This is a genomic window from Streptomyces broussonetiae (assembly GCF_009796285.1).
Taxonomy (GTDB): domain Bacteria; phylum Actinomycetota; class Actinomycetes; order Streptomycetales; family Streptomycetaceae; genus Streptomyces; species Streptomyces broussonetiae.
In genome coordinates this window covers 9332716-9352027 of the sequence record NZ_CP047020.1, presented here as the reverse complement: position 1 = coordinate 9352027, position 19312 = coordinate 9332716, and the positions used below count along the sequence as shown (strand labels likewise).

16 protein-coding genes and 4 pseudogenes are annotated in these 19312 nt (G+C 69.2%); 7 read left to right on the top strand and 13 right to left on the bottom strand.

Annotated elements, in window-relative coordinates; translation table 11 throughout:
- Positions 1-58 precede the first annotated feature (58 nt).
- Positions 59-154 (top strand): annotated as a pseudogene (locus tag GQF42_RS47895) (SDR family NAD(P)-dependent oxidoreductase); the annotation flags it as partial.
- 56 nt (positions 155-210) lie between these two features.
- Positions 211-414: a Rossmann-fold NAD(P)-binding domain-containing protein gene (locus tag GQF42_RS46625; protein WP_233273690.1), complete on the top strand. Its 204-nt coding sequence runs from the start codon at positions 211-213 to the stop codon at positions 412-414.
- 134 nt (positions 415-548) lie between these two features.
- Here GQF42_RS46625 and GQF42_RS42690 read toward each other — a convergent pair whose 3' ends face one another.
- Positions 549-1478: a LysR family transcriptional regulator gene (locus GQF42_RS42690; RefSeq protein WP_158929030.1), complete on the bottom strand. Its 930-nt coding sequence runs from the start codon at positions 1476-1478 to the stop codon at positions 549-551.
- Between the two features lie 98 nt (positions 1479-1576).
- On the opposite strand from GQF42_RS42690, the gene GQF42_RS42685 reads away from it, so the two are divergent.
- On the top strand, positions 1577-2068 hold the full coding sequence (locus tag GQF42_RS42685) for a GNAT family N-acetyltransferase (RefSeq protein ID WP_158929028.1): 492 nt from the start codon (positions 1577-1579) through the stop codon (positions 2066-2068).
- Between the two features lie 551 nt (positions 2069-2619).
- On the opposite strand, the pseudogene GQF42_RS42680 reads toward GQF42_RS42685, so the two are convergent.
- Positions 2620-2856, bottom strand: a pseudogene (locus tag GQF42_RS42680) (transposase); the annotation flags it as partial.
- 310 nt (positions 2857-3166) lie between these two features.
- Between GQF42_RS42680 and GQF42_RS42675 the strand changes: the two are divergent.
- Entirely contained in the window at positions 3167-3808 is a 642-nt protein-coding gene (locus GQF42_RS42675) for a PAS and ANTAR domain-containing protein (RefSeq protein WP_158929026.1), read from the top strand.
- 435 nt (positions 3809-4243) lie between these two features.
- Here the strand turns inward: GQF42_RS42675 and GQF42_RS42670 are convergent, their stop codons facing one another.
- The 7 genes and pseudogenes from GQF42_RS42670 to GQF42_RS42640 all read right to left on the bottom strand — a co-directional run bounded on the left by GQF42_RS42670 (position 4244) and on the right by GQF42_RS42640 (position 10592).
- Positions 4244-4516 (bottom strand): glutaredoxin domain-containing protein, encoded by a 273-nt coding sequence (locus GQF42_RS42670; protein WP_158929024.1) that lies wholly within the window; start codon positions 4514-4516, stop codon positions 4244-4246.
- Positions 4517-4568: 52 nt separating this feature from the next.
- Positions 4569-5927, bottom strand: a complete 1359-nt coding sequence (locus GQF42_RS42665; protein ID WP_158929022.1) for an SMI1/KNR4 family protein — start codon at positions 5925-5927, stop codon at positions 4569-4571.
- Positions 5928-5991: 64 nt separating this feature from the next.
- A complete protein-coding gene (locus tag GQF42_RS42660) occupies positions 5992-6480 on the bottom strand; it encodes a nuclear transport factor 2 family protein (RefSeq protein WP_158931278.1) in 489 nt (162 codons plus the stop codon).
- A gap of 733 nt (positions 6481-7213) precedes the next feature.
- Entirely contained in the window at positions 7214-8122 is a 909-nt protein-coding gene (locus GQF42_RS42655) for a GlxA family transcriptional regulator (RefSeq protein ID WP_158929020.1), read from the bottom strand.
- Between the two features lie 10 nt (positions 8123-8132).
- On the bottom strand, positions 8133-8732 hold the full coding sequence (locus GQF42_RS42650) for an isochorismatase family protein (RefSeq protein ID WP_158929018.1): 600 nt from the start codon (positions 8730-8732) through the stop codon (positions 8133-8135).
- Between the two features lie 193 nt (positions 8733-8925).
- Positions 8926-9493 (bottom strand): annotated as a pseudogene (locus GQF42_RS42645) (IS5/IS1182 family transposase); the annotation flags it as partial.
- 262 nt (positions 9494-9755) lie between these two features.
- Complete coding sequence (locus GQF42_RS42640; protein ID WP_158929016.1) at positions 9756-10592, bottom strand: helix-turn-helix domain-containing protein; 837 nt, start codon at positions 10590-10592, stop codon at positions 9756-9758.
- A gap of 102 nt (positions 10593-10694) precedes the next feature.
- On the opposite strand from GQF42_RS42640, the gene GQF42_RS42635 reads away from it, so the two are divergent.
- The 3 genes and pseudogenes from GQF42_RS42635 to GQF42_RS46615 all read left to right on the top strand — a co-directional run.
- A complete protein-coding gene (locus GQF42_RS42635; RefSeq protein ID WP_158931276.1) occupies positions 10695-11291 on the top strand; it encodes an NADPH-dependent FMN reductase in 597 nt (198 codons plus the stop codon).
- An 11-nt stretch (positions 11292-11302) separates the two neighbouring features.
- Positions 11303-12271 carry an aldo/keto reductase gene (locus tag GQF42_RS42630; protein WP_158931274.1) on the top strand — a complete coding sequence of 323 codons (969 nt, stop codon included), beginning with the start codon at positions 11303-11305 and terminating at the stop codon, positions 12269-12271.
- A 1242-nt stretch (positions 12272-13513) separates the two neighbouring features.
- Positions 13514-13722 (top strand): annotated as a pseudogene (locus tag GQF42_RS46615) (prolyl aminopeptidase); the annotation flags it as partial.
- Between the two features lie 37 nt (positions 13723-13759).
- Here GQF42_RS46615 and GQF42_RS42620 read toward each other — a convergent pair.
- The 4 genes from GQF42_RS42620 to GQF42_RS42605 all read right to left on the bottom strand — a co-directional run bounded on the left by GQF42_RS42620 (position 13760) and on the right by GQF42_RS42605 (position 19302).
- On the bottom strand, positions 13760-15613 hold the full coding sequence (locus GQF42_RS42620) for an RICIN domain-containing protein (RefSeq protein WP_158929014.1): 1854 nt from the start codon (positions 15611-15613) through the stop codon (positions 13760-13762).
- A 64-nt stretch (positions 15614-15677) separates the two neighbouring features.
- Entirely contained in the window at positions 15678-17414 is a 1737-nt protein-coding gene (locus tag GQF42_RS42615) for an amylo-alpha-1,6-glucosidase (RefSeq protein ID WP_158929012.1), read from the bottom strand.
- Positions 17415-17497: 83 nt separating this feature from the next.
- A complete protein-coding gene (locus GQF42_RS42610) occupies positions 17498-18322 on the bottom strand; it encodes a carbohydrate ABC transporter permease (protein ID WP_158929010.1) in 825 nt (274 codons plus the stop codon).
- On the bottom strand, positions 18319-19302 hold the full coding sequence (locus GQF42_RS42605) for a carbohydrate ABC transporter permease (protein WP_158929008.1): 984 nt from the start codon (positions 19300-19302) through the stop codon (positions 18319-18321). The genes GQF42_RS42610 and GQF42_RS42605 overlap by 4 nt, the downstream gene beginning before the upstream one ends.
- Positions 19303-19312 lie beyond the last annotated feature (10 nt).

Genomic DNA, 19312 nt, shown 5'->3' with positions numbered 1-19312 from the left:
GCCGCGTCGCGGACGTAGAGGCCCCAGGCTGGTTGGCCGGACGCGGTCCGGCGGGGCCGTGGTCAACGTCGCGTCATTGGCGGCGCTCGCGTCGGTGCCGGGGATGGCGGGGTACTCCGCCTCCAAGGCCGCGGCGCTCGCGCTCACCCAGACGCTGCGCCTCCAGTTCACCGCTCAGGGCGTGCGCGTCCACGCCGTGCTGGCCGGCCCGTGGACACCGACACGTCCCGGGGCCTGGACCTCCCCAAAGCCGCACCATCCGCCGTCGCGGATGCGATCCTCGACGGCGTGGCCGCCGGCGACGACGAGATCTTCCCCGATCCACTCTCGGCCACGCTGTCGAAGAGCCGGCCGACCAGCCCGGTGAAGCTGCTCGAACGCTCAAACGCCGCACTGGCAGCCGACCCTCAATGAGCACGACCGCGCCCGCAGCGGGCCGGCCACCGCCAGCGGCCGGCCCGCCGTGCAGACCCATCGTTCGCCATGGTCGACCAGCAGTAACCTCCGCGCGCCCCGCGGCTCCTGAGTTTGTTGGCCAGCCGGCTCACTTATCTGATCCTTTGAGCTTTCGCTGACCGGCCGTCGACGGAAATCTTCATGGTCTCGGGTGCTGCGATGAAAGCTTGCACAAGGGGACGGTTGTCGCCCTGGCGGGTTGCCATCAGGATCCGGCTCACGTGAGGAGACCCGTCGAGTTCGAGCCTCCGGGCGCCCGGGGGGAGCAGCGTCGTGACGCTGTGGGGAGCGATGGTGATGCCCAGGCCGGCGGCGACGAGCATGATGATGGTGTGCCAGTTCGAGCACTCCTGGGCGACCTGGACGTCGATGCCGGCCTCTCTCAGTGGCTGGGTGTTCAGGTCGAACGCGTGAGGTCCTGCTGATCGCGGGAACAGGATCAGTGGATCGGCCGCCAGTGCCGTGACTCCTAGACGGTCGCCCCTCGCGGCGGGGTGGTGGGCCGGAACTACGGCGACAAGGCGTTCCGTGGCCAACGGGGTAAGGGCGATGCCGCTGCGCTCCTCGGCGTCCCGGACGATCCCGACATCGGCGGTGCCCCGCTCCAGGGCCGTCAGCACATCAACGGTGAAGCCGTCATGGAGTTTGACCTGGACGTCTGGACGGTGGCGGGAGAACGCGCGGAGCCGTTCGCTCACGATCGCGGTGGCCGAGGTGATGAAGGCGACATCGAGGCGGCCGGATTCGCCGCGGCCGACCCGGCCGGCCTCGTCGAGGTCTGCCGCCAGACGGCTCAGGAGGTCCCTCGCGCGCGGCTGGAACGATGCTCCCGCGTCCGTGAGGCGGACGCTTCGGGAAGTCCGCTGGAACAGCTCGACGCCGACGATCTTCTCGAGCTGTCTGATCTGCTGGGACAGGGCCGGCTGAGCGATGTGCAGTCGCTGGGCGGCACGGCCGAAGTGGAGTTCCTCGGCCACGGCCAGGAAGTACCGCAGATGGCGGAGCTCGATGCGCTGGTCCATAGGCCAAGCTTATTGATGATGGGCAATCCTTGTATTGGACGTATGGGTGAGCCTGGCCGGAGGCTGGTGGGAAGTCCACGGGGAAGGAAGCCCACCAGATGCCCTACGCCCCTGCGCCGATCGCGGTTTCTTCGATCGCCACCCAGGCTGACGCCGACGCGTTCCGTGTGTTGAACGAGGAGTGGATATCGGGCTTGTTCACGCTGGAAGAAGCGGACCGAGCCGTCCTCGGGGACCCGTTCGGCCGCATCGTGGACCCGGGCGGCGATGTTCTGCTGGCCCGTACCACGGGGGCCGACGCTGTCGTTGGCTGCGTGGCGCTCCTGGCCTACCCAGACGCGGTGTTCGAGCTGGCGAAGATGGCGGTGGCTCCTGCCGCGCAGGGACGCGGCATCGGCCGCCGGCTCGTCGGCGCGGCGATCGACCGCGCCCGCGTACTCGGTGCGGCCCAGGTGTTTCTCGGCACGAACAGCAAACTTGGCCCCGCCATCCACCTCTACGAGGACGCCGGATTCGTCAGGATCCCCCGCGACCGCCTCCCGGTGGCCGACTACTACGCCCGCGCGGACGTGCTGATGAAACTGATGTGACGGCCCGGCCGGCGCCGACAACAGCCAGTGCAGGCTTATCTGGTAGGCGCGTTCGCCACCTCGCCGTCACCGGATTGCTCCCTCTCCCGCGCGGTCCCGAAGACCGGGCCCCTGAAGCACGCTCCAGCGCTGTGCCGGCGCTCTTCGTCGGTCGCTTGAGGTGCCCCGCAAGAGGGGCTGCGGCCGTCCAGATGTCCAAAGCAGGTAATAACTTGCCCGGCCAGGACAACTGCCTCTTACCTCGATGCTCAGATCCCTGCCCAATGGCTCGGTCCCTCGGCTGAGCACCAAAGTGGCCGGCTGAGACGCACAGTCACATCAAACGGTGCCGGGCCCGCATCCGATACGAACCTCCTGGACACCGGCCACTTCGCCCTGGAGACCCACGCCGAGGAGATCGCGGCAGCCATCGACGAGTTCCTCACCTGAGAGAGCGTCGGGCAGCCGATCAACTCTTGGGATGCTGGGCCGGTGGTGATCTTCGAGTGGCCAGCCTTCCGCGAAGATCACCAGTGGACGGACTGCCTGCCGCAGGCCGCCGAGCGGACGGGGTGGATGCCGCCGGTGTTGTCGGAGATCCTGGCGGCGGTCACCCGGACGGCCAGCAGCAGGCCAAGGGTGTCGACACCGATATGGCGCTTGCATCCTGCGATCTTGTTGCCTGCGTCGATGCTTCGGCCGACCGCGGGCACGTCGGCGGAGGTCTTGACACTCTGAGTGTCCAGCACGCAGGCGCTCGGTGCGGCGCTGCGGCCGTCGGCTTCATGCACCAGGCGTCGCAGCAGGCCCGCCGCCGGTCACCCCCGGTAGTGCTGGTAGGCCCGCAGGCCTCCAGCCAGCCGAAGCCGTCTGCGTCACGGGCATCCAGGAGATTGACGCCGCCGAAAGCGAGGGCGCCGTGTCCCGTCGATGCGGCCGGTGGCCGGGGCTTGCAGGTCGTTGCAGGGATGTTCACGCCCCCCAGGGAGGCAAGTGATCCGCACCTTCATCCGTACGCGTATGGCGTCACCTCTCCGCACGTCCCTCACCCTTAGCATGGGGAGGAGGTCCGTTCCCCCTGATGTCGGAGCGAGACCGTTCGGACGGGAGGAGCGGATCGTGAGCGCGGACTCCATTCCGATCGGTAACGAGGCAGACGAGCCGACCGGAGTGTTCGTGTATCGAGTCGCCGAGAACTCCTGGTGGTGGTCGGACGAGATGTACCGCCTCTACGGCTACGCACCGGACTCGGTAGAACCGACGAACGAACTTTTCCATGAGCACCAGCATCCAGACGACCGCGAAACAGTGGAGAAGGCCCTGGCGGCCGTCATGGCGGACGGCAAGCCGTTCGGTTGCTACCACCGCATCATGGACACCACAGGCGCCGAACATGCGGTTGTCCTGGTCGCCGACGGACGTACGGACGACACCGGCAGTGTGGTGACACTGCGCGGTTTCGTCCTGGACGTCACCGAACCCGTCGCCCGACACGCCCGCGACCTCGCCAGCGAGGACATCAGCAAGGCCAGGGGCAGCCAGGAGGACATCGATCTGGCGCGCGGGATTCTGATGGCCCAGTACGGCGTGGCGGCAGATGTGGCACTGCGGGTCTTGCGCCGGCAGTCCCAGTACACCAACAGGAAGCTAAGGGAGTTGGCCCAGGACCTCGTCGCCGCAGCTCCCACGCCCGCAGATGAGCCGCAGCACGACGTGAAGCACCGGATCGGCGCGGTCCTATACCCGCAAGGTGTCGACTGAAGTGAGCACCCGAGTCCCCTCCTTCGCCCCGGGTACTCGGGACTAGGACCGTCCCGGTTCGGAAGGGAGCCAGAACAGCCCGTGCGTCCGGGTCTGCCCGGGACGACCCGGACGCACGCCGCAAGGCGACCGGACGCCGCTGAACGCTCGATGCCCCGCCGACGAGACAAAGGGGTGCCCTGCCGCGCCGAGGTCGAGGAGACCGGCAGCCCCGCTCCAACTCATCCTGCGGCACGGCTGGAGCGGGCGTGCCACCCGGAACTGTCCTGTCTGCCGGTCGAGGCCGTCGTACTCCGGATCTACGTCGACATGGTCGAGGTGCGCTGTGCGATGCGGAACAGAGCGGGCTCGCGTTGGAGTTGTGACCGACGGCCACCGACCGCGTCTGGGCCGCCCGCAGGCCGTCGGCCCGAGCCCGTTACCTCTCGCGCCAGGTCAGGACGCCAGCAGGTGCGGTGCGTGCGTGCGGACCGCGTCCAGAAGCTGTCGCTTCGACGGGTTGACCATGGCGTGCCCGGCAACGGTGACGGTGGGCACCGTCTCGTTCCCGTCGGCGACGGAGCGGACGAACGCGGCTGCGTCCTGGTCCCGCCAGATGTTCCGCTTGGTGTAGCGCAGGCGGGTGAAGAGCAGGCTCAGCCGCAGCTTCATACAGAACACGCAGCCGGGCCGCCAGTACATCACGACGCCCTCACGTTCCTCGGACATGCCCTTCCCCCCCCGTACGGTATCCCTGTCCCCGGCTGCCAGTGCGCCCAGCCTACTGGAGGCCGGGGCCCGTACCTCGGGGCGTGGCCAGGATCTCGCGGCCGCGGTCCGGGGTGATCAGCTGGGCCAGGACCGGGTCGGCGAACAGGGATATCGGGGCGATGTGGTCCTCGCACACCGGGTGCCACAGGCGCAGCGCCGCACGGAGTTCGGGCCAGGCTTCGTCGCACAGGGCCACGCGGGCCGCGCGGACCTTGGCGGGGTCGGACAGCGGGTCGGGTTCCGGCCGCGAGCCGCTGCCCGCGTACAGGGTGACGACGATCGGACCCGTACGCATCGGCGGCTCGTCGGGAGCCTGGAAGGCCGGCTGCCCGGCGAGGCGGTCGGCGACGGCATGCACGGCCGCATCGAACTCGGGCCCGCCGAAGGTGAGCCGGAAGCCCGGCTGGGCCGTCCGGGCCTCGTAGTCGGCAACGAGCGCGCGCACAGGTGCGGGCGCGTACTCCTTGAGCCGCGGCAGGGGCCGCAGGTCGTGGGGGTGCGCGAGCTGGTCCTGCCGGACCAGCAGCGGCAGGAGTTGCGCGGTGAACAGCGGGCTGAGCAGGAGGTCATCGATGTCCGGGCTGTACCACGTCAGGCTCGCGACGTGGTCGCGCCAACCGCCGAGCATCGCTTTCATCTGCATGCTCAGCACATCGGCCCGCTCCCGCCCGTACTCGTGCGCCTGGGCGAACACCGCAAGCGGTCCGTCGACCGCCCCGGCCAGCGCATCGCAGCGGGCCCGCTCGACCTCCGCGTCCCAGTGGTCCCGGGTGGCGCCCTGCGGCTTGCGCAGGGCGTGAAAGGAGACCCACTGTTGGCGCATGAGGTCGTAGAAGGAGTCGTACCGTTCCGGTCCCTCGCCGGACCAGGAGGCGAGCCAATACGCCGCCCACTCGCCGTTCTCGTCCACGTCGTCCGGGTCGAGCAGCATGACCGCCGCGTCACCCTCGAGGGACAGGCGCAAGGAGCGCGCGAGGACCTTCGCCTCCTGCACGCCGAACGCCTCCTCACCGTCGTCATCCTCCTCTACACCGTCCTCCGCAAGGTCTTCCCAGACCTCGATCCAGGAGCGGTCGTCGGTGTCCCGCAGCCATTCCAGCTCCGCGGTGCCCGCCAGCCGGTAGATGAAGTTACCCGCGTCCCGCCACCCGTTGGTGACGAACAGGAACTCCCGCAGCGAAGGCGGCAGCCGACGCCCCAGCCGGGCCTCGGCCGCGACGACCTCGTCCTCGCTCGCCGACGCGAACCCGAGCCAGGTGTCACGTACGACCTCCCGCGCGAGCGGCGCGTCCATCTCCGGGTCGTGCCCCGCGATCCACTCCGCGCTCCACTGCTCCAGAAACGGCCGCCACGCCGTGCACTCACCCATCGTCCCCTCCGCCTGCCGCTCTCCGTCGTCCAACCACACCTCACCACAGGGGTATGACAACGGGTTACGGCCCCGGCTCGGCTCCGCTCGGGCTTGTCTCCGGCTCGACTACGGCGATGGTACGGAAGACGGGCCGACTCGCCGGGGTGTCTGTGGTGGGTGAAGTTTGGAACGGACCTGGTCCCTGGGAGAACCAGCGCTGCGCGGGAATCTCGCGGAGATGGCGACTCACATCACCGACGAGGTTGACGTGGACTCGTCGTTCCACGAAGCACCACTGCTCGTCACGGCGCTCGAAGCGACCGTGGTACCGGCCGCCGGCGATGGGTTGCAGCGGCAGGTCGGGCAGTGCCTGCAACACGGTGACGTACGAGCGCGAGACTGCCGTGCCCGCCTGTTCGTTGACCTCGATGGCGATATTGGTCGTGACATGCCGGGTTCGCGGAGTGCCGTCGGCGTAGACGATCAGCATGTCCTGGAACATCTTCTCGATCGCCTGGCGGCCACTCACTGGCTCGCCGCTGCCTGCGAAGGTGGCGTCGGTGAGAAGGATGCCGAGTCCTGCGAAATCGCCGTCGTCCTAGGCGAGACGGGCGATCTTCAGCGCTACCCTTGCTGACGACAAGGCTGCAATTTGGGCGGTTGTGACAAGTAGCTTGCCGTGTTGGTGACACCTGGAATGCCCCGGACGACGTGAACGGTCGCATCACCCCGCCTTGTTGGTGACGACCACCGTGCTTCGGCGCAACTGTGATCCGGGTACCCGACCACATCTCTGCTCGGCAGGTGTCTGTTGTGGACGATGACCGCCGGCCAGGGGCGCACTCCGCCTGACCTCACACGGCGGCAGTACCCCCGGGAATCCTCACTTCGACCACGACGACAACGTCCTTCGGGACGAGTGGTTCCCGGCCTCCTCCTGCATGGCCCTGACCGTCCTCTTCTGGGACCGCCAACGCCCACAGTCAAGGGCAGAGGTTCTGTGACCTACGGTCCATGCCGCGATCAAGGCATCCGATCACCGGACCGTTGGCCCGGCCGTGCCGTTGGCTGATGCACAGTGGGCGCGAATAGAGCTGTTGCTGCCAGACTGAACCCCGAAGCGGGGCGGGCAGCGGCAAGGTGATCGAGAGCAATGCTCAAGACCGGTGGATCGGACTCGGGAGGCGTGCCTCGCGGAACGCGGAGGGCGTACCTTCCCGAGTGATCGACCTCCGGTCATCGAGTAGGTCCGCGTTGCAGCGCGGGTCCGAAAGGCATCCCCGTGCTGAGCGTAGTAGACGCAGTCAGGTCGTGCGGGCGCGGAGGCGGCGCAGCATGCGCGGGTCCTCGAAACCGACGGAGCGGGCGGCGGCGTCGATTGTCGCGCCGTGGCTGATGAAGTGCTCGGCGCGTTCGAGTCGGAGGGTCTGCTGGTAGCGCAGTGGGGTGAGCCCGGTGGCGCGGCTGAAGAGGCGGGTGAGAGTACGTTCGCTCACGCCTACGGCCGAGGCCAGCGTGGGGAGGGGGAGCGGTTGGTCGAAGCGGGCGTCGATGATGTCCTGGGCTCGGTGCACGGTGTCGTCGAGGTGGGACCGGTGCCGGAGCATCGCGCTGGACTGCGGTTCATGGCCATTGCGGCGAGCGTAGACAACCATGTCCCGGGCTACCTGGGCGGCAACCGCCGGGCCGTGCCGGGTCGCGACCAGGTGCAGGGCCAGATCGATGCCGCTGGCGATGCCCGCCGAAGTGATCACTCGGTCGTCGACGGTGAAAAGGACGTCACGGACGACCACCGCCCTGGGGTGACGCAAGGCCAGCTCGTCCTGCACGTCGTGGTGGGTGGTGCAGTGCCGGCCGTCCAGCAGGCCGGCCCGGCCGAGCGCCTCGGCTCCGGCGCATACGCTGGCCACCGTCCCGCCCCTGGCGTGGTGTTCCCTGAGGGCCTGCAGGGAGGCGGCTCCGATAGCAGGGCCGTCGGACAGGGCGCCAGCCCGCCAGCCGGGCACCACGATCAGATCCTCGGCCCCGAGTTCGGGCCAGTCGAGCCCGGCCACCAGCGGCAGTCCCTGGGCGGTGGAGACCTGTGGCTGCTCGGCGACGTAGGTGAGCGCGTAGGGGTGCCCGAAGTCCGCGGCCGTGGAGAAGACCTGTGCGGGGCCGGCCAGGTCCAGCAAGTGGACTCCGGGCACGAGGAAGAAGACGATGTGGCTCACGATTCGGTCATCATGCCTGAAGTTCTGCTGCGGCCTCCAGCTGGTCGACCGTCGCGATGGTGGCGAAGCGTCCGGCGAGGGCGTACGCGGTGCGCCTGATGATCTCTTCGGCAGGCATCGTTCGGGGGTCGGCCAGCAGGTCGCCGACGCTCTGGTCGGCGGGAGCGTCGCGGTGCGGGATGGGATTGGTCGCGGTCGCGTCGATGACAAAGGTGACCTGGTAGCCGAGGTCGCTGGCGACGCGGGTGGTTGTCTCCACACACTGCTCGGTGCGCATGCCGCAGACGGTGAGTTCACGGATACCGCGCTCGGTGAGGAGTTGCTGCAAGTTGGTGGTGGTGAAGGCGTTGTGCGAGGTCTTGTGGATCAGCGGCTCCCCCTCCGCTCGCTCCAGTTCCTCCATCAGCCGGACATGGCCGAGGGCCGGGTCGAAGACATCGCCGGTGCCGGGCTCGGAGTGCAGTACCCACACCACCAGGTCCCCGGCCTGACGGGAGAGCTGGACCAGGCGGTTCACCTGGTCGGCGATCTTCGGGTCGGAGGTGGTTGCCCACAGCGGACGGGCGCGGAACGACTCCTGGACATCAATGACGATCAGTGCTCGGTTCATGTCCCCAAGCCTGACCGCGGGGGCGGGGGCGGTGACAGGCCGCATCGGGTCCGGGAGCGGACCGATCCGGTCATCATCAGGTCAGGCGGCTGAGTAACCGAAGTGCGAGGAACTGCGCGAGCACATCAGGGCATCCGTCAGCAGGTCGTAAATGCGAGGGGTTCTTGGGCGGGTGCCTCAGTGGTAGGGAGTCCAGGCGCGTAGGGGCAGGCAGCGGACCGTGACAACGGTGCCGGCCAGGGTGATGAAGATCGGCGAAGCGGTCGAGGGTGGCGGGCAGCAGCGAGTGGTCGCGAGCGTTGGCAAGCGCCGGGTCAGTGACTAGCGGTAAGCCGTGCCCATCCGTCAACTGCGAGCGTTTGATGACTTGTTGCGCCCGATCGTCGGGGCTTTTGCCGGCGCAGTCGCCGCCGGAGGGGGCCTTGCTGATGCAGCCGTCAGCGGACAGCTGGTCGAGTCCGAGGCCGATCATCCGGTCGTAGGCGGCCGGCGCGAGCAGCCTCAGGGGCTCTATCACCCCACCCACGATCTTCTCGTCACGGCGGCGGAGCAGGGTGGTGGCGGGAGGAACCGTCGGCCGCCCGCTCGTATCCGCAGCCCAAGACCAAGCCCTGCACCAGACGGTCGAAGACCACCCCGTCACTGATAAGCGGGTTGTGGCAGACCCCCTGCCCCCCGGATGGCACTCCTCACGCATGGGCAGCGACGCGAGTTAACTGATCACGGATCGGGTCGAGAATGCGTGACGCGACGGCAGGCACAGATCCTCCGGTGATCATGAAGCACAGAAGCCATGATCGAGCGAACCGCGTCTGCCCTACTGGTGCCACTCAGTTCAGCACCTGCTGGCGGACGCTCTTGATGTGCCGATCGCGTGGTCGCCGACCTCCTTCGCCGCATCGCGCGGGGGAAGCAGCCGGTCGTGTCGTGGGTCCCGATTCCGCTCGATGCCCCCGGCCTTGTCGTGGATGCCGCACAGGGCTGGAAGTCGTCCGTGGACCGGATTGTCGAATTCGCCACCGTTCAGGAGATTGCCCGCAGGCGGGCCGGGGCCGGCTGGGTGAGCCGGTCGAGGTGGGCGGTGGTGTCCTCGTCTGCGGGGAGAAGGACGAGGAGCTGCTGGGCGTCGGCTGTGAGGTCCAAGGTCTCACGCAGCAGGCGGAGTTCGGGTCCGGCCGGGTGCTGGAGGCGGAGCGGGCCGCGGCGCGGGACACGGTGGTTGCCCAGGCGGCGGGTGAACTCGGGGCCCGCCACGGGGGCGAGTTCGGTGCTGAGCCACTCGGAGTTCTCGGCCGAGGGGCCGAGCCAGAGGTCGAAGGCCTGCTCGTCGGCGACCTCGTCCCAGTCGGGGAAGAGGGTGCGGGACCGGGGGTCGGTGAAGACGTAGCGGGTGAGGTTCGGAGCCGGGACGTCAAGCAGGCCGGCCGCGCCGAGGACGGCGGCGTAGCCGCTGGTGTGGGCGAGGATGTCGCCGAGGCGGTTGGTGACGGCGGCGACGCCCGGTTCGAGCAGGCGCAGGGTCTCGCGGACGGCCGGACGGACGTCGCGGGGCGGCGGGGCGGGCCGGGTGCGGCCGGCGCAGGCGCCGCCGGTGATCTTCGCGAGGTAGCGCAGGTGGCCGCGCTCGGCGGGGTCGAGGCTGAGGGCGTCGGCGAGGGCGTGGAGCACGGCCGGGGAGGGGTTGCGGTCGCGGCCCTGCTCCAGCCGCGTCAGGTACTCGACACTGATGCCGGCGCGCACGGCCAGGTCGGAGCGGCGCAGTCCGGGCGAGCGGCGGCGGCCGTGGTCGGGCAGGCCGAGCGTCTCGGGCTGGATGCTGTCGCGCTTGGCGCGGATGAAGTCCCCCAGTGGTGTGCCCATGTGAGAAGCGTAACGGCCGGCGGCGGCACGGAGGGTGGCCCTGTGAGGGCCAGTCTGGGCACGGTCTGGTTGCGGCCGATGGGCGGGCCGATGGTGGTGGCCATGGAGAAGAACACGCACAAGCTTGTGATCCTCGTCGGTAGCGTCCGGGAGGGCCGGTTCGGCCCGGTGGTGTCCTCGTGGGTGGCCGAACAGGCCGTCGCACACGGTGGGTTCGAGGTGGAGGTGGTCGATCTGGCCGAGGTGGACCTCCCGCTGGCGCTGCCCGCCGCCCCGCCGAAGTTCGCGGGCGCCGACTATCCCCGCCCGGCCGGGATGGCCGCGCTGACCGAGGCCCTGGAGGGCGCGGACGCCTTCCTGATCGTCACACCGGAGTACAACCACAGCTACCCCGCCTCGCTGAAGGCCGCCATCGACTGGCACTTCACCCAGTGGACGGCCAAGCCGGTCGCCTTCGTGAGCTACGGCGGCGCGGCCGGCGGCCGGCACGCCGTGCTGCACCTGGAGAACGTGCTGACCGAGTTGCACGCGGTGACCATCCGGGACGGCCTGGCCTTCCCGAACTACTTCACCGCCTGGACGGACGAACGCCCGGACGACCCGCAGGCGGCCGGCTACGCCAAGACCATGCTCGACCAACTGTCCTGGTGGGCGGGCGCGTTGAAGCACGCGCGGGCCGCCGAACCGTACCCGGCGTGAGCGGGGGAACGATGGAGTACGTCAATCTCGCCGGCACCAGCCTGGCGGTCAGCCGGATCGCGCTCGGCTGCATGGGCTTCGGCGGCAGCGGCCGCGGGCACAACCCCTGGGCGCTGGACGAAGAGGCCGCGGCATCGGTCTTCCGGCGCGCGGTCGAGCTCGGCATCACCTTCTGGGACACCGCCAACGTGTACGGCGGGGGTGCCTCGGAGGAACTGGTCGGCCGCGCGGTGCGGCGGTACACCCGGCGCGAAGACGTCGTCCTCGCGACGAAGGTGGGCCTGCCGATGCACGACGGCCCGGGCGGCTCCGGGCTGTCCCGCAAGGCAATCCTGGCGCAGGTGGACGGCTCGCTGACCCGCCTCGGCACCGACTACCTGGACCTCTACCAACTGCACCGCTTCGACCCGGCGACCCCGGTCGAGGAGACCGTGGCAGCCCTGCGGGAGGTGGTGGCGGCCGGGAAGGTCCGCTACGTCGGCGCCTCCTCGATGTGGTCCTGGCAGTTCGCCAAGCTGCAGCACACCGCGGCGCGGGACGGCGGCCCGGCCTTCGTGTCGATGCAGCACCAGTACAGCCTGGTGCAGCGCGAGGAGGAGAGGGAGATGTTCCCGCTGCTCGCCGACCAGAGGGTGGGCAGCCTGGTGTGGTGCCCGCTCGCCTCCGGGCGGTTGGCCCGCCCGTACGGGCGGGCGACGGCCCGCTCGGCCGGGGATCCGGTAGCCCGGCGGTTCTTCGCGGACGTCGACCGGCCGATCGTGGACGCCGTGCAGTCCGTCGCGCGAGCCCGGAGCCTGCCGATGGCGCAGGTCGCGCTCGGCTGGGTGCTGGGCAACCCGGTGGTCACTGCCCCGGTCGTCGGCGCGACCCGCCCGGGCCACCTGGACGACGCGGCGGCCGCGCTGGACGTCCGACTGACCGGCGACGAACGCGCGGCGCTGGAGCGTCCGTACACGCCCCGGCTGCCCACCGGGTTCTGAGCACGAAGCTCGGGCAAATCGGGGCGTCGGCGGCGGTGTCGACGATCAGGCGATTCGGCTCTGGCGGGGGTCTTGTGACATCACCTGGCTGACCTGGGTGTCTACCGAGTATGTGGACGATCCTGTGACTCCCCAGCCCGGTCGCTGGCAGTGATTCCCCACCCTGTCGGTGCAGGTGTTGAAAAGGGCTCGCATGATCCGTGGTCGAGGTGGGGGCCACCCGGCGAGGAAGATCCACTCACGCGATCTGTGCACGAAAGGGTCTCCTGACACGAGCGCAGCACCTCGACGAGGAACTTGTACGCCTTCGCGGCCACCTGACCGCCTGCAGCGACGTAGTACCCGGTGCCCATACAGTTGTGGTCACCGTCTGAATGTGACCATTGACCCAGGCTTCCCAGTTGAGTTGAGGTGTTGACGTGGATTGATTGAACGAGCCGGCGGCAGGTCGACTTGGTGTGTACACCGAACGACACCCCTCCGAGCCCCGAAGCCGATGCTGAGCATGACGGGCCTGGCCGGACCGGCACCCACCACGGCGGCGACGTTCACAGCGTGTCCGTCGCCCCCTGTAGTCCCGGCCGGATCGCTGATGGAGTGACTTCGCTGAGCAGGGAGAAGCCGGCCACCAGGCTGAAGGACCAGCCGAGGCCGTGCAGGAGCGCGGTGCCGATCTTGATGTCTCTCGGGTGAAGGACCGTTTATGGGCGTCGGAACAAGGGCCGGTTCTGCTAGGGGGTGGCCCGGCCAGGTGGCCGCGCCACCCCTTCGAGGCCCGCAGCGGCCAGGCGTTCTGCGCGGCGGCCGCTGGGGCGGGAGCCTTGTGAGCCTTGCTGGTCTCGCGGAGGGTCAGCAGGCCGGTGATCGCGATCAGCACCGGGGTCAGACCGTGGATGCCGAACGCGGCGGCGACGGAGCCGTGGTGGGGCAGGCGGCGGCCAGGACGGTGTTGACGTTCTTCAGCGACGTGGTGCTCCTTCTTCGATGTTCAGCCTGAGGTGGGGCAGCATTCAGCGGCGGGCGTGGCTGGGGCGGACGAGATCGTCCTGCTCGGGGCGTCTGTGACCGTGCCGGCTTGCCGGTTCGTCTTCGCCTATGCGGGTTTTGCCGGGCGTCTGGTCGACCGGGCCACTCAGACCCTGGGTGCGACCGCCAGCGTCATTCGTAAACCTGCAGATCAGAAGTGCTTCGCTGCGCTGCCCTGAAGATAGATACCCGCCGATCGAGCCGTACGAGCAGCAGATGCTCGATGTCGGCGACGGCAACCTGCTGCACTGGGAGGTCTGCGGCAACCCGGACGGCCGGCCCGCGCTCGTCGTCCACGGCGGGCCGGGATCGGGGTGCGGCAGGGGTGTGCGCCGGTACTCCCCCCGGACCGCTACCGGAACGTCCTCGGTTCCTGGGGGGCCACGCTCAGCCTGGCCTACGCCGAACGGCATCCGGAGGGGGTGGAGCGAGATCGTCATCGTAGCGGACCCGCTTCAGCCGTCAGAACGTGCCGGGGAGCCGCCAGATCTGGTTCTTCTTGGTGCCGAGGGCGCCGGCCGGGTCGCAGGTCCACTGGTGGATGAGGGCTCCCGGAGCGGTGGAGATGTTGCTGACGTCGACGCACTTGCCGCTGTGGACGGCCACGAGTTGGTAGTCCTTGCTGTTGCCGAGTGCGGTGACGGGGTTGAGGGTGAACTGCTGGTTGGCCGCGCCGTTGCAGGTGTACTGGATGACGGCGGCGCCGTCGGCGGTGGACGCCCCGGAGACGTCGAGGCACTTGCCGCTCAGCTCGTTGACCACGGTGTAGGTGTCGGCCTTGCCGTTCACCGGATTGAGGTCGAGCATCTGCTGGTAGCCGCCCTCGCAGAGGTACTGCTGGTATTGGGTGCCGTTGGCGGTGCTCAAGTTGGTGTCGTCCAGGCACTGGCCGCCGTTCTCGCTGACGGCGACGGTCGAGACGGTGGTGTGGGACGGCGGGAGCAGGGTGACGGTGTAGCCGTCCTTGGCGTTGCTCCAGGGGACGCTGACCGAGGTCGCGTTGTTGCTGACGCTCAGGGTGGTGTCGGAGATCGTCTCGGGTCCGGCCACCGCGGCGCCGCCGTTGTAGGGCACGCGCTGGACGACGGCGCGGACCTTGCCGCTCTCCACCACCGAAGTCGTGTTCAGGCCGGTGAGGTTGACGGTGACATTGCCGGTGTTGCCATTGCTGCCGAGCAGGATCTTGGCGTTCCTGGCGGTGTTGTCCTTGGTGGCGAGGCCGTCGGTGCCGGCGCCCGGAGTGAGGTTGACGATGTTGCCGGTCTGCGAGCCGTAGTAGCGGTACACGAACCACTCGCCCAGCGGCAGGTACTGGCCGGAGCTGTTCTTGGTGAGCAGGTTGGCCTCGTCGTCGTGCAGGTTCGTGCCGGAGGCCCAGTTGCCGCGCAGGCCGTCGGCGCCGGCTCGCTCCAGACGGCCGATGAACCAGGCGCCGCCGCCGGGGTTCTGCTGGGACAGCGCCGCGTACTCGTTGATCTGGTACGGGCGGGTGTTGGCCAGGCCTGCCGCGGCAAGGGTGGAGTTGGCGCCGGCCACGCCCGGGACGGGATCGGCGGGTTCGTCGTGCCAGCTGTAGATGTCGGGCGCGACGTTGTGGGCCTTGACGTAGTCGAGGTAGGTGGTCCACCAGGTGTTGGAGGAGGCCGGCTGGCCCGCCATGCTGGGGCCGACGATGAGCTGGCCCGGGAAGGCGGCCCGGACGCGGGCGTAGAACCGCGACCACATCTGCAGGTACTGCGCCTGCGAGGGAGCCCAGAAGCCCCTGCCGTCGGGTTCGTTCCACAGGTCCCACTCGACGGTCATGTGGTTGGCTTCGACGTCGTTGATGAGCTGCGTGACGAAGTTGTCGAACTTCGTCCAGTCACCGTTGTCGCCGGGCCAGCCCTGGCTGGTGGTGCTGTCCGCACCCCACAGGTCGTGCGGGAGCAGCACGAAGGTGCCGCCGAGGGCCGTGGTGCGCTTGTACTGGGCGAGCGTGGCGTTCCAGCGGGTCTGGTAGTCGGCGAGGCTGGTACCGTAGCCGCCGCTGTTGAGCTGGGCGCCGCCGGCCCGCATGAAGTGCCACTTGATGTCCTTGAAGAAGTGGTCCTGCGGCAGTGACCCGTCCGGCGTCATCCCGTAGATCATGCCGGAGGCGCGGTAGGTGGGCGCGCCTCCGGCTGTCGCGAAGTCCACGGTGACGCCGGTGTCGGCGGCCTGTGACGGGTCTGCGGGTATGAGGGTCGCGGCCAGGGCGGTCAGCAGGACGGCGACGGAGGGGATCGTTCGGCGTCCGGTGCGGGTGGTGGGGGTGGGGTGTATCCGGGGCGATTTCATGGTGCGGCTCCTGCATGAGTGTGGCGGGCTCGGGCGGTCCGGGGGCTATGGGGGAGGCAGCCGGTCAGTGGCCGTCCCGCTGTGCGTGTGCTTCGGCCAGCAGGAGATAGCTGCTGGCGGTCCAGGTGTAGGCGCGGTCCCGCAGACCCGTGCCGGTGAGGGCGTCGAAGTTCTCGGCGAAGCCGTGGGTCTCGCACAGGGCGCGGAAGCGGGCGCTGATGTCGTCCGCCAGCCGGTGGTGGCCGGCGCGGCGCAGGCCGTCCTCGACGAGGACGGTGGCGGGGGCCCAGATCGGGCCGCGCCAGTAGCCGTCGGCGAGGTAGTGCGGTGAGGTGGTCAGTTCGGTGGCGAGGCCGTACGGGGTCAGATGGGCCTTGATGTGGTCGGCCAGCGCACCGGCGACCTCGCCGGGCAGGTGCTCGCCCAGCACGATGGGCATCAGGTCGAGGAGGCTTGAGCTGCTCCAGGTGTTCCCGCCGGTGACGCCTTGGGCGACGAATCTGTCCCCGCTCCAGAGCTGCTCCAGCAGTGCCGTCTGGGTCTCCTCGGCCGCCCGCGCCCACCGGCGTGCATCGCCCTGCCTGCCCAACTCAGTTGCTACATTGGATAGTTCATGCATCTGGAGGACGAGGAAGGCGGCCAGGTCGGCCGCGACGACCACCCGCTCGCGGTCGAAGGTGGTGGCGTTGTCCCAGCCACTGTCGTTGCCGTGCTGGTAGTGGGCCAGGTCGGCACCGGGGGCCCGTCGTGCGGTGAGCCAGAAGTCGGTCCAGCACTCCAACCGGTCGTACACAGTGGCCAGTTCGGCCTCACTGGGAGGTGTCGGCAGGCGACGGCGCAGGTGCCCGAAGGCCCAGCCGTGGATGGGCGGCTTGACGAAGTTGTAGAGCACCTCGGAGTGGGCCACCGAGTCGGGCAGGGCGCCGCTGTCGTCCTGGTGGTCGAACGGCAGGGCGAACTGGTCCAGGGCCAGTTCGGGACAACCGGGCGCCAGGGCCAGGGCGTTGAAGCAGTGGTCCCAGCTCCAGACCTTGTCCATCCAGTGCTTGGACATCAGCACGGCGGGGCGGGTGACCAGGCCGGTCGGTCGTACCGTCGCCGACCAGACGACGTAGGCGGCGAGTTCAGCGGCCGGGGTGGCGGACGAGCGCCAGGGAGCCACGGCGTCGACGAAGTCCATGAAGCCTCTCTTCGCGGCTTCCGCGATCTCGTCGAAGGGCGCCGAGGACGCGTAGGCCGGACGAGAGGTGCCGAGTTCCTCGATCGCCATCTCCCAGGCCCCGTCCGCCGCGGCGGTCATGGCGAGACCGCGGTCGGCGCTGCCCAGGGCCTGGGCTCCGGCCGGGACGGCGAGGGTGCCGGACAGCACGGTGACGCGGTAACGGCGTCCGGTCTCGTACGACGTGAACACGTGTCCGTTCGCTGCCGGGTCGTGGAGGAAGTACGTTCCGCTGAACGGGGTCAGGGTCTGCGCGGCGGCGAAGACGCCGATGCCCAGGCCGCTCCCCCGCAGCCGTACGGTGTCCGGCGACTCGTAGGCGAGGTCGACGTGCCCGCCCTCGCCGATCCAGCTGAGCAGTCCCGGTGTCGCCTCGACGCGGGCCGTGGCCCGCTCACCCGTCGCCGGGTCCAGGGGGACCAGGCGCAGGACGCCGTGCATGCCGTTCTGGTGCGAGACGAGGTGGAGGTCCTCGGCGTACGTCTTCTCCGCCACCACGGGCGAGATGTCGAACCAGGATCCGTACGTGCTGAACGGAATGTCGTGGACGGAGAAGGCCGGGCCTGACAGGGCGGCGGTCATGATGCGTCACTCGTTTCTCGGGCAGGGGGCACCGGCCGACTGGCGTGCGTGCAGCCGGAGCGGTTGTGACGGAAGGGAGGGACTCAGTCCTTGATGGCGCCGGCGGTCACGCCGGCGGCGACGTAGCGCTGGGCGAGGACGAGGATCACGGCGGTCGGCAGCGAGGCCACGACGGCGGTCGCCATGATGGCGTTCCACTGCTGGTTGTTGTTGCCGATGTAGTGGTAGATGCCGAGAGTGATCGGTTCGTGGGCGCCGCCGCCCGCGAGGGTGCTGGCGAAGACGAAGTCGGACCAGGACCACAGGAAGGCGAACAGGGAGACCGTGACGACGGCGTTGCGGCTCATCGGCAGCACCACGGACCAGAACGTGCGCAGGGCCCTTGCCCCGTCCACCTGCGCGGCCTGGAGCAGTTCCCCGGGGATGCCGGACATGAACGCCGTGAAGATGAGGACGCCGAAGGGGACGGCCAGGGTGGAGTCGGCGACGATGAGGCCGGGAACGGACTGGAGCAGGCCAAGCTGGAGGTAGATGGCGTAGAAGCCCATCGCCATGATGATGCCGGGGATCATCTGTGCGGCCAGCAGGACGAAGCTCAGGATGCCGCCGCCGCGCGGGCGGAGCTTGGCCAGGGCGTAGCCGGCGGGGGCGGCCAGGGCGACGGTCAGGACGACGGTGCCCAGGCCGATCACGAGGCTGGTGCCGAGGTAGGGCAACTGCTCGTCGAGGACGGTGCGGTAGCCGGACAGGGTGCCGTGCGCAGGGAGCAGGTCCGGTGGGCTCTTGCGCATGTCCTGGTCGCGGGTCAAGGACACGTTGAGCATCCAGTAGACCGGGAAGAGCATGATCGCGGTCAACAGGACACCGACGGTCGTCTTCCACCACGTCCGGCTGGTGCTCAGGTTCATGACAGCGCCTGCTTCCGCTGGACCCGGACGTAGACCAGGCCGAAGATCAGGGCGGCGACCACGAGCAGGTTGCCGACAGCCGCGCCCGGGCCGAAGGCGGGCAGGAGGTTGCCGAAGCCAAGCTGGTAGGACCAGGTGGCGAAGGTGGTGGACGAGTCGGCGGGGCCGCCCTTGGTCATGATCCAGATGATGTCGAAGACCTTGAGCGTGTAGACCAGCCCGAGCAGCAGGGTGATCGCGGACACCGGGCGCAGCAGCGGGAAGGTGACGCGCCAGAAACGCTGCCAGGCGTTCGCCCCGTCGAGGGCGGCTGCCTCGTACAGGCTCGTGGGGATGGATTGCAGGCCGCTGTAGAGGACGACCAGGTTGAACGGGACGCCGATCCAGATGTTCGCGATGATCACCGAGGTCAGCGACCAGGACGGTGAGGTCAGCCAGTTCACCGGCTCGATGCCGACAGCGCTCGCCAGGGCGTTGACGATGCCTGAGTCACTGTTGAGCATCCACGACCAGGTGGAGGCCGACACGATCAGCGGCAGCAGCCAGGGCACGAGGAACAGGGCTCGCAGGGTGGCCGACAGTCGGAAGTGCTGGTTGAAGAAGACCGCGAGGGCCAGGCCGATGGCGTACTGGAAGACCAGGCACACGCCGGTGAAGACGGCCGTGTGGAGCAGGGCCGGGGCGAAGGTCGGGTCGTCGAAGACCGTGCGGTAGTTCTGCAGGCCCGTGAACGGGGCGTTGCCCTGCACGAAGGAGCGGACGGTGTAGTGGCGCAGGCTGAGGTCGAGGTTGCGGTACAGCGGATAGGCGTAGAAGAGGGCGAGATAGACCGTCACCGGGGCGAGGAATCCCCAGGCGGCCCACTGCTGGGACGTCGGACGGCGGCGTGTCCTGGTGCGGGCCGGGGACGGGGAGGCGGTGGCCGCCCCGCTCCGGACGCGCGCGGACCGGTGGTCCGGCGGATGGGTGGTCTGTTTCATCGGTCCCACC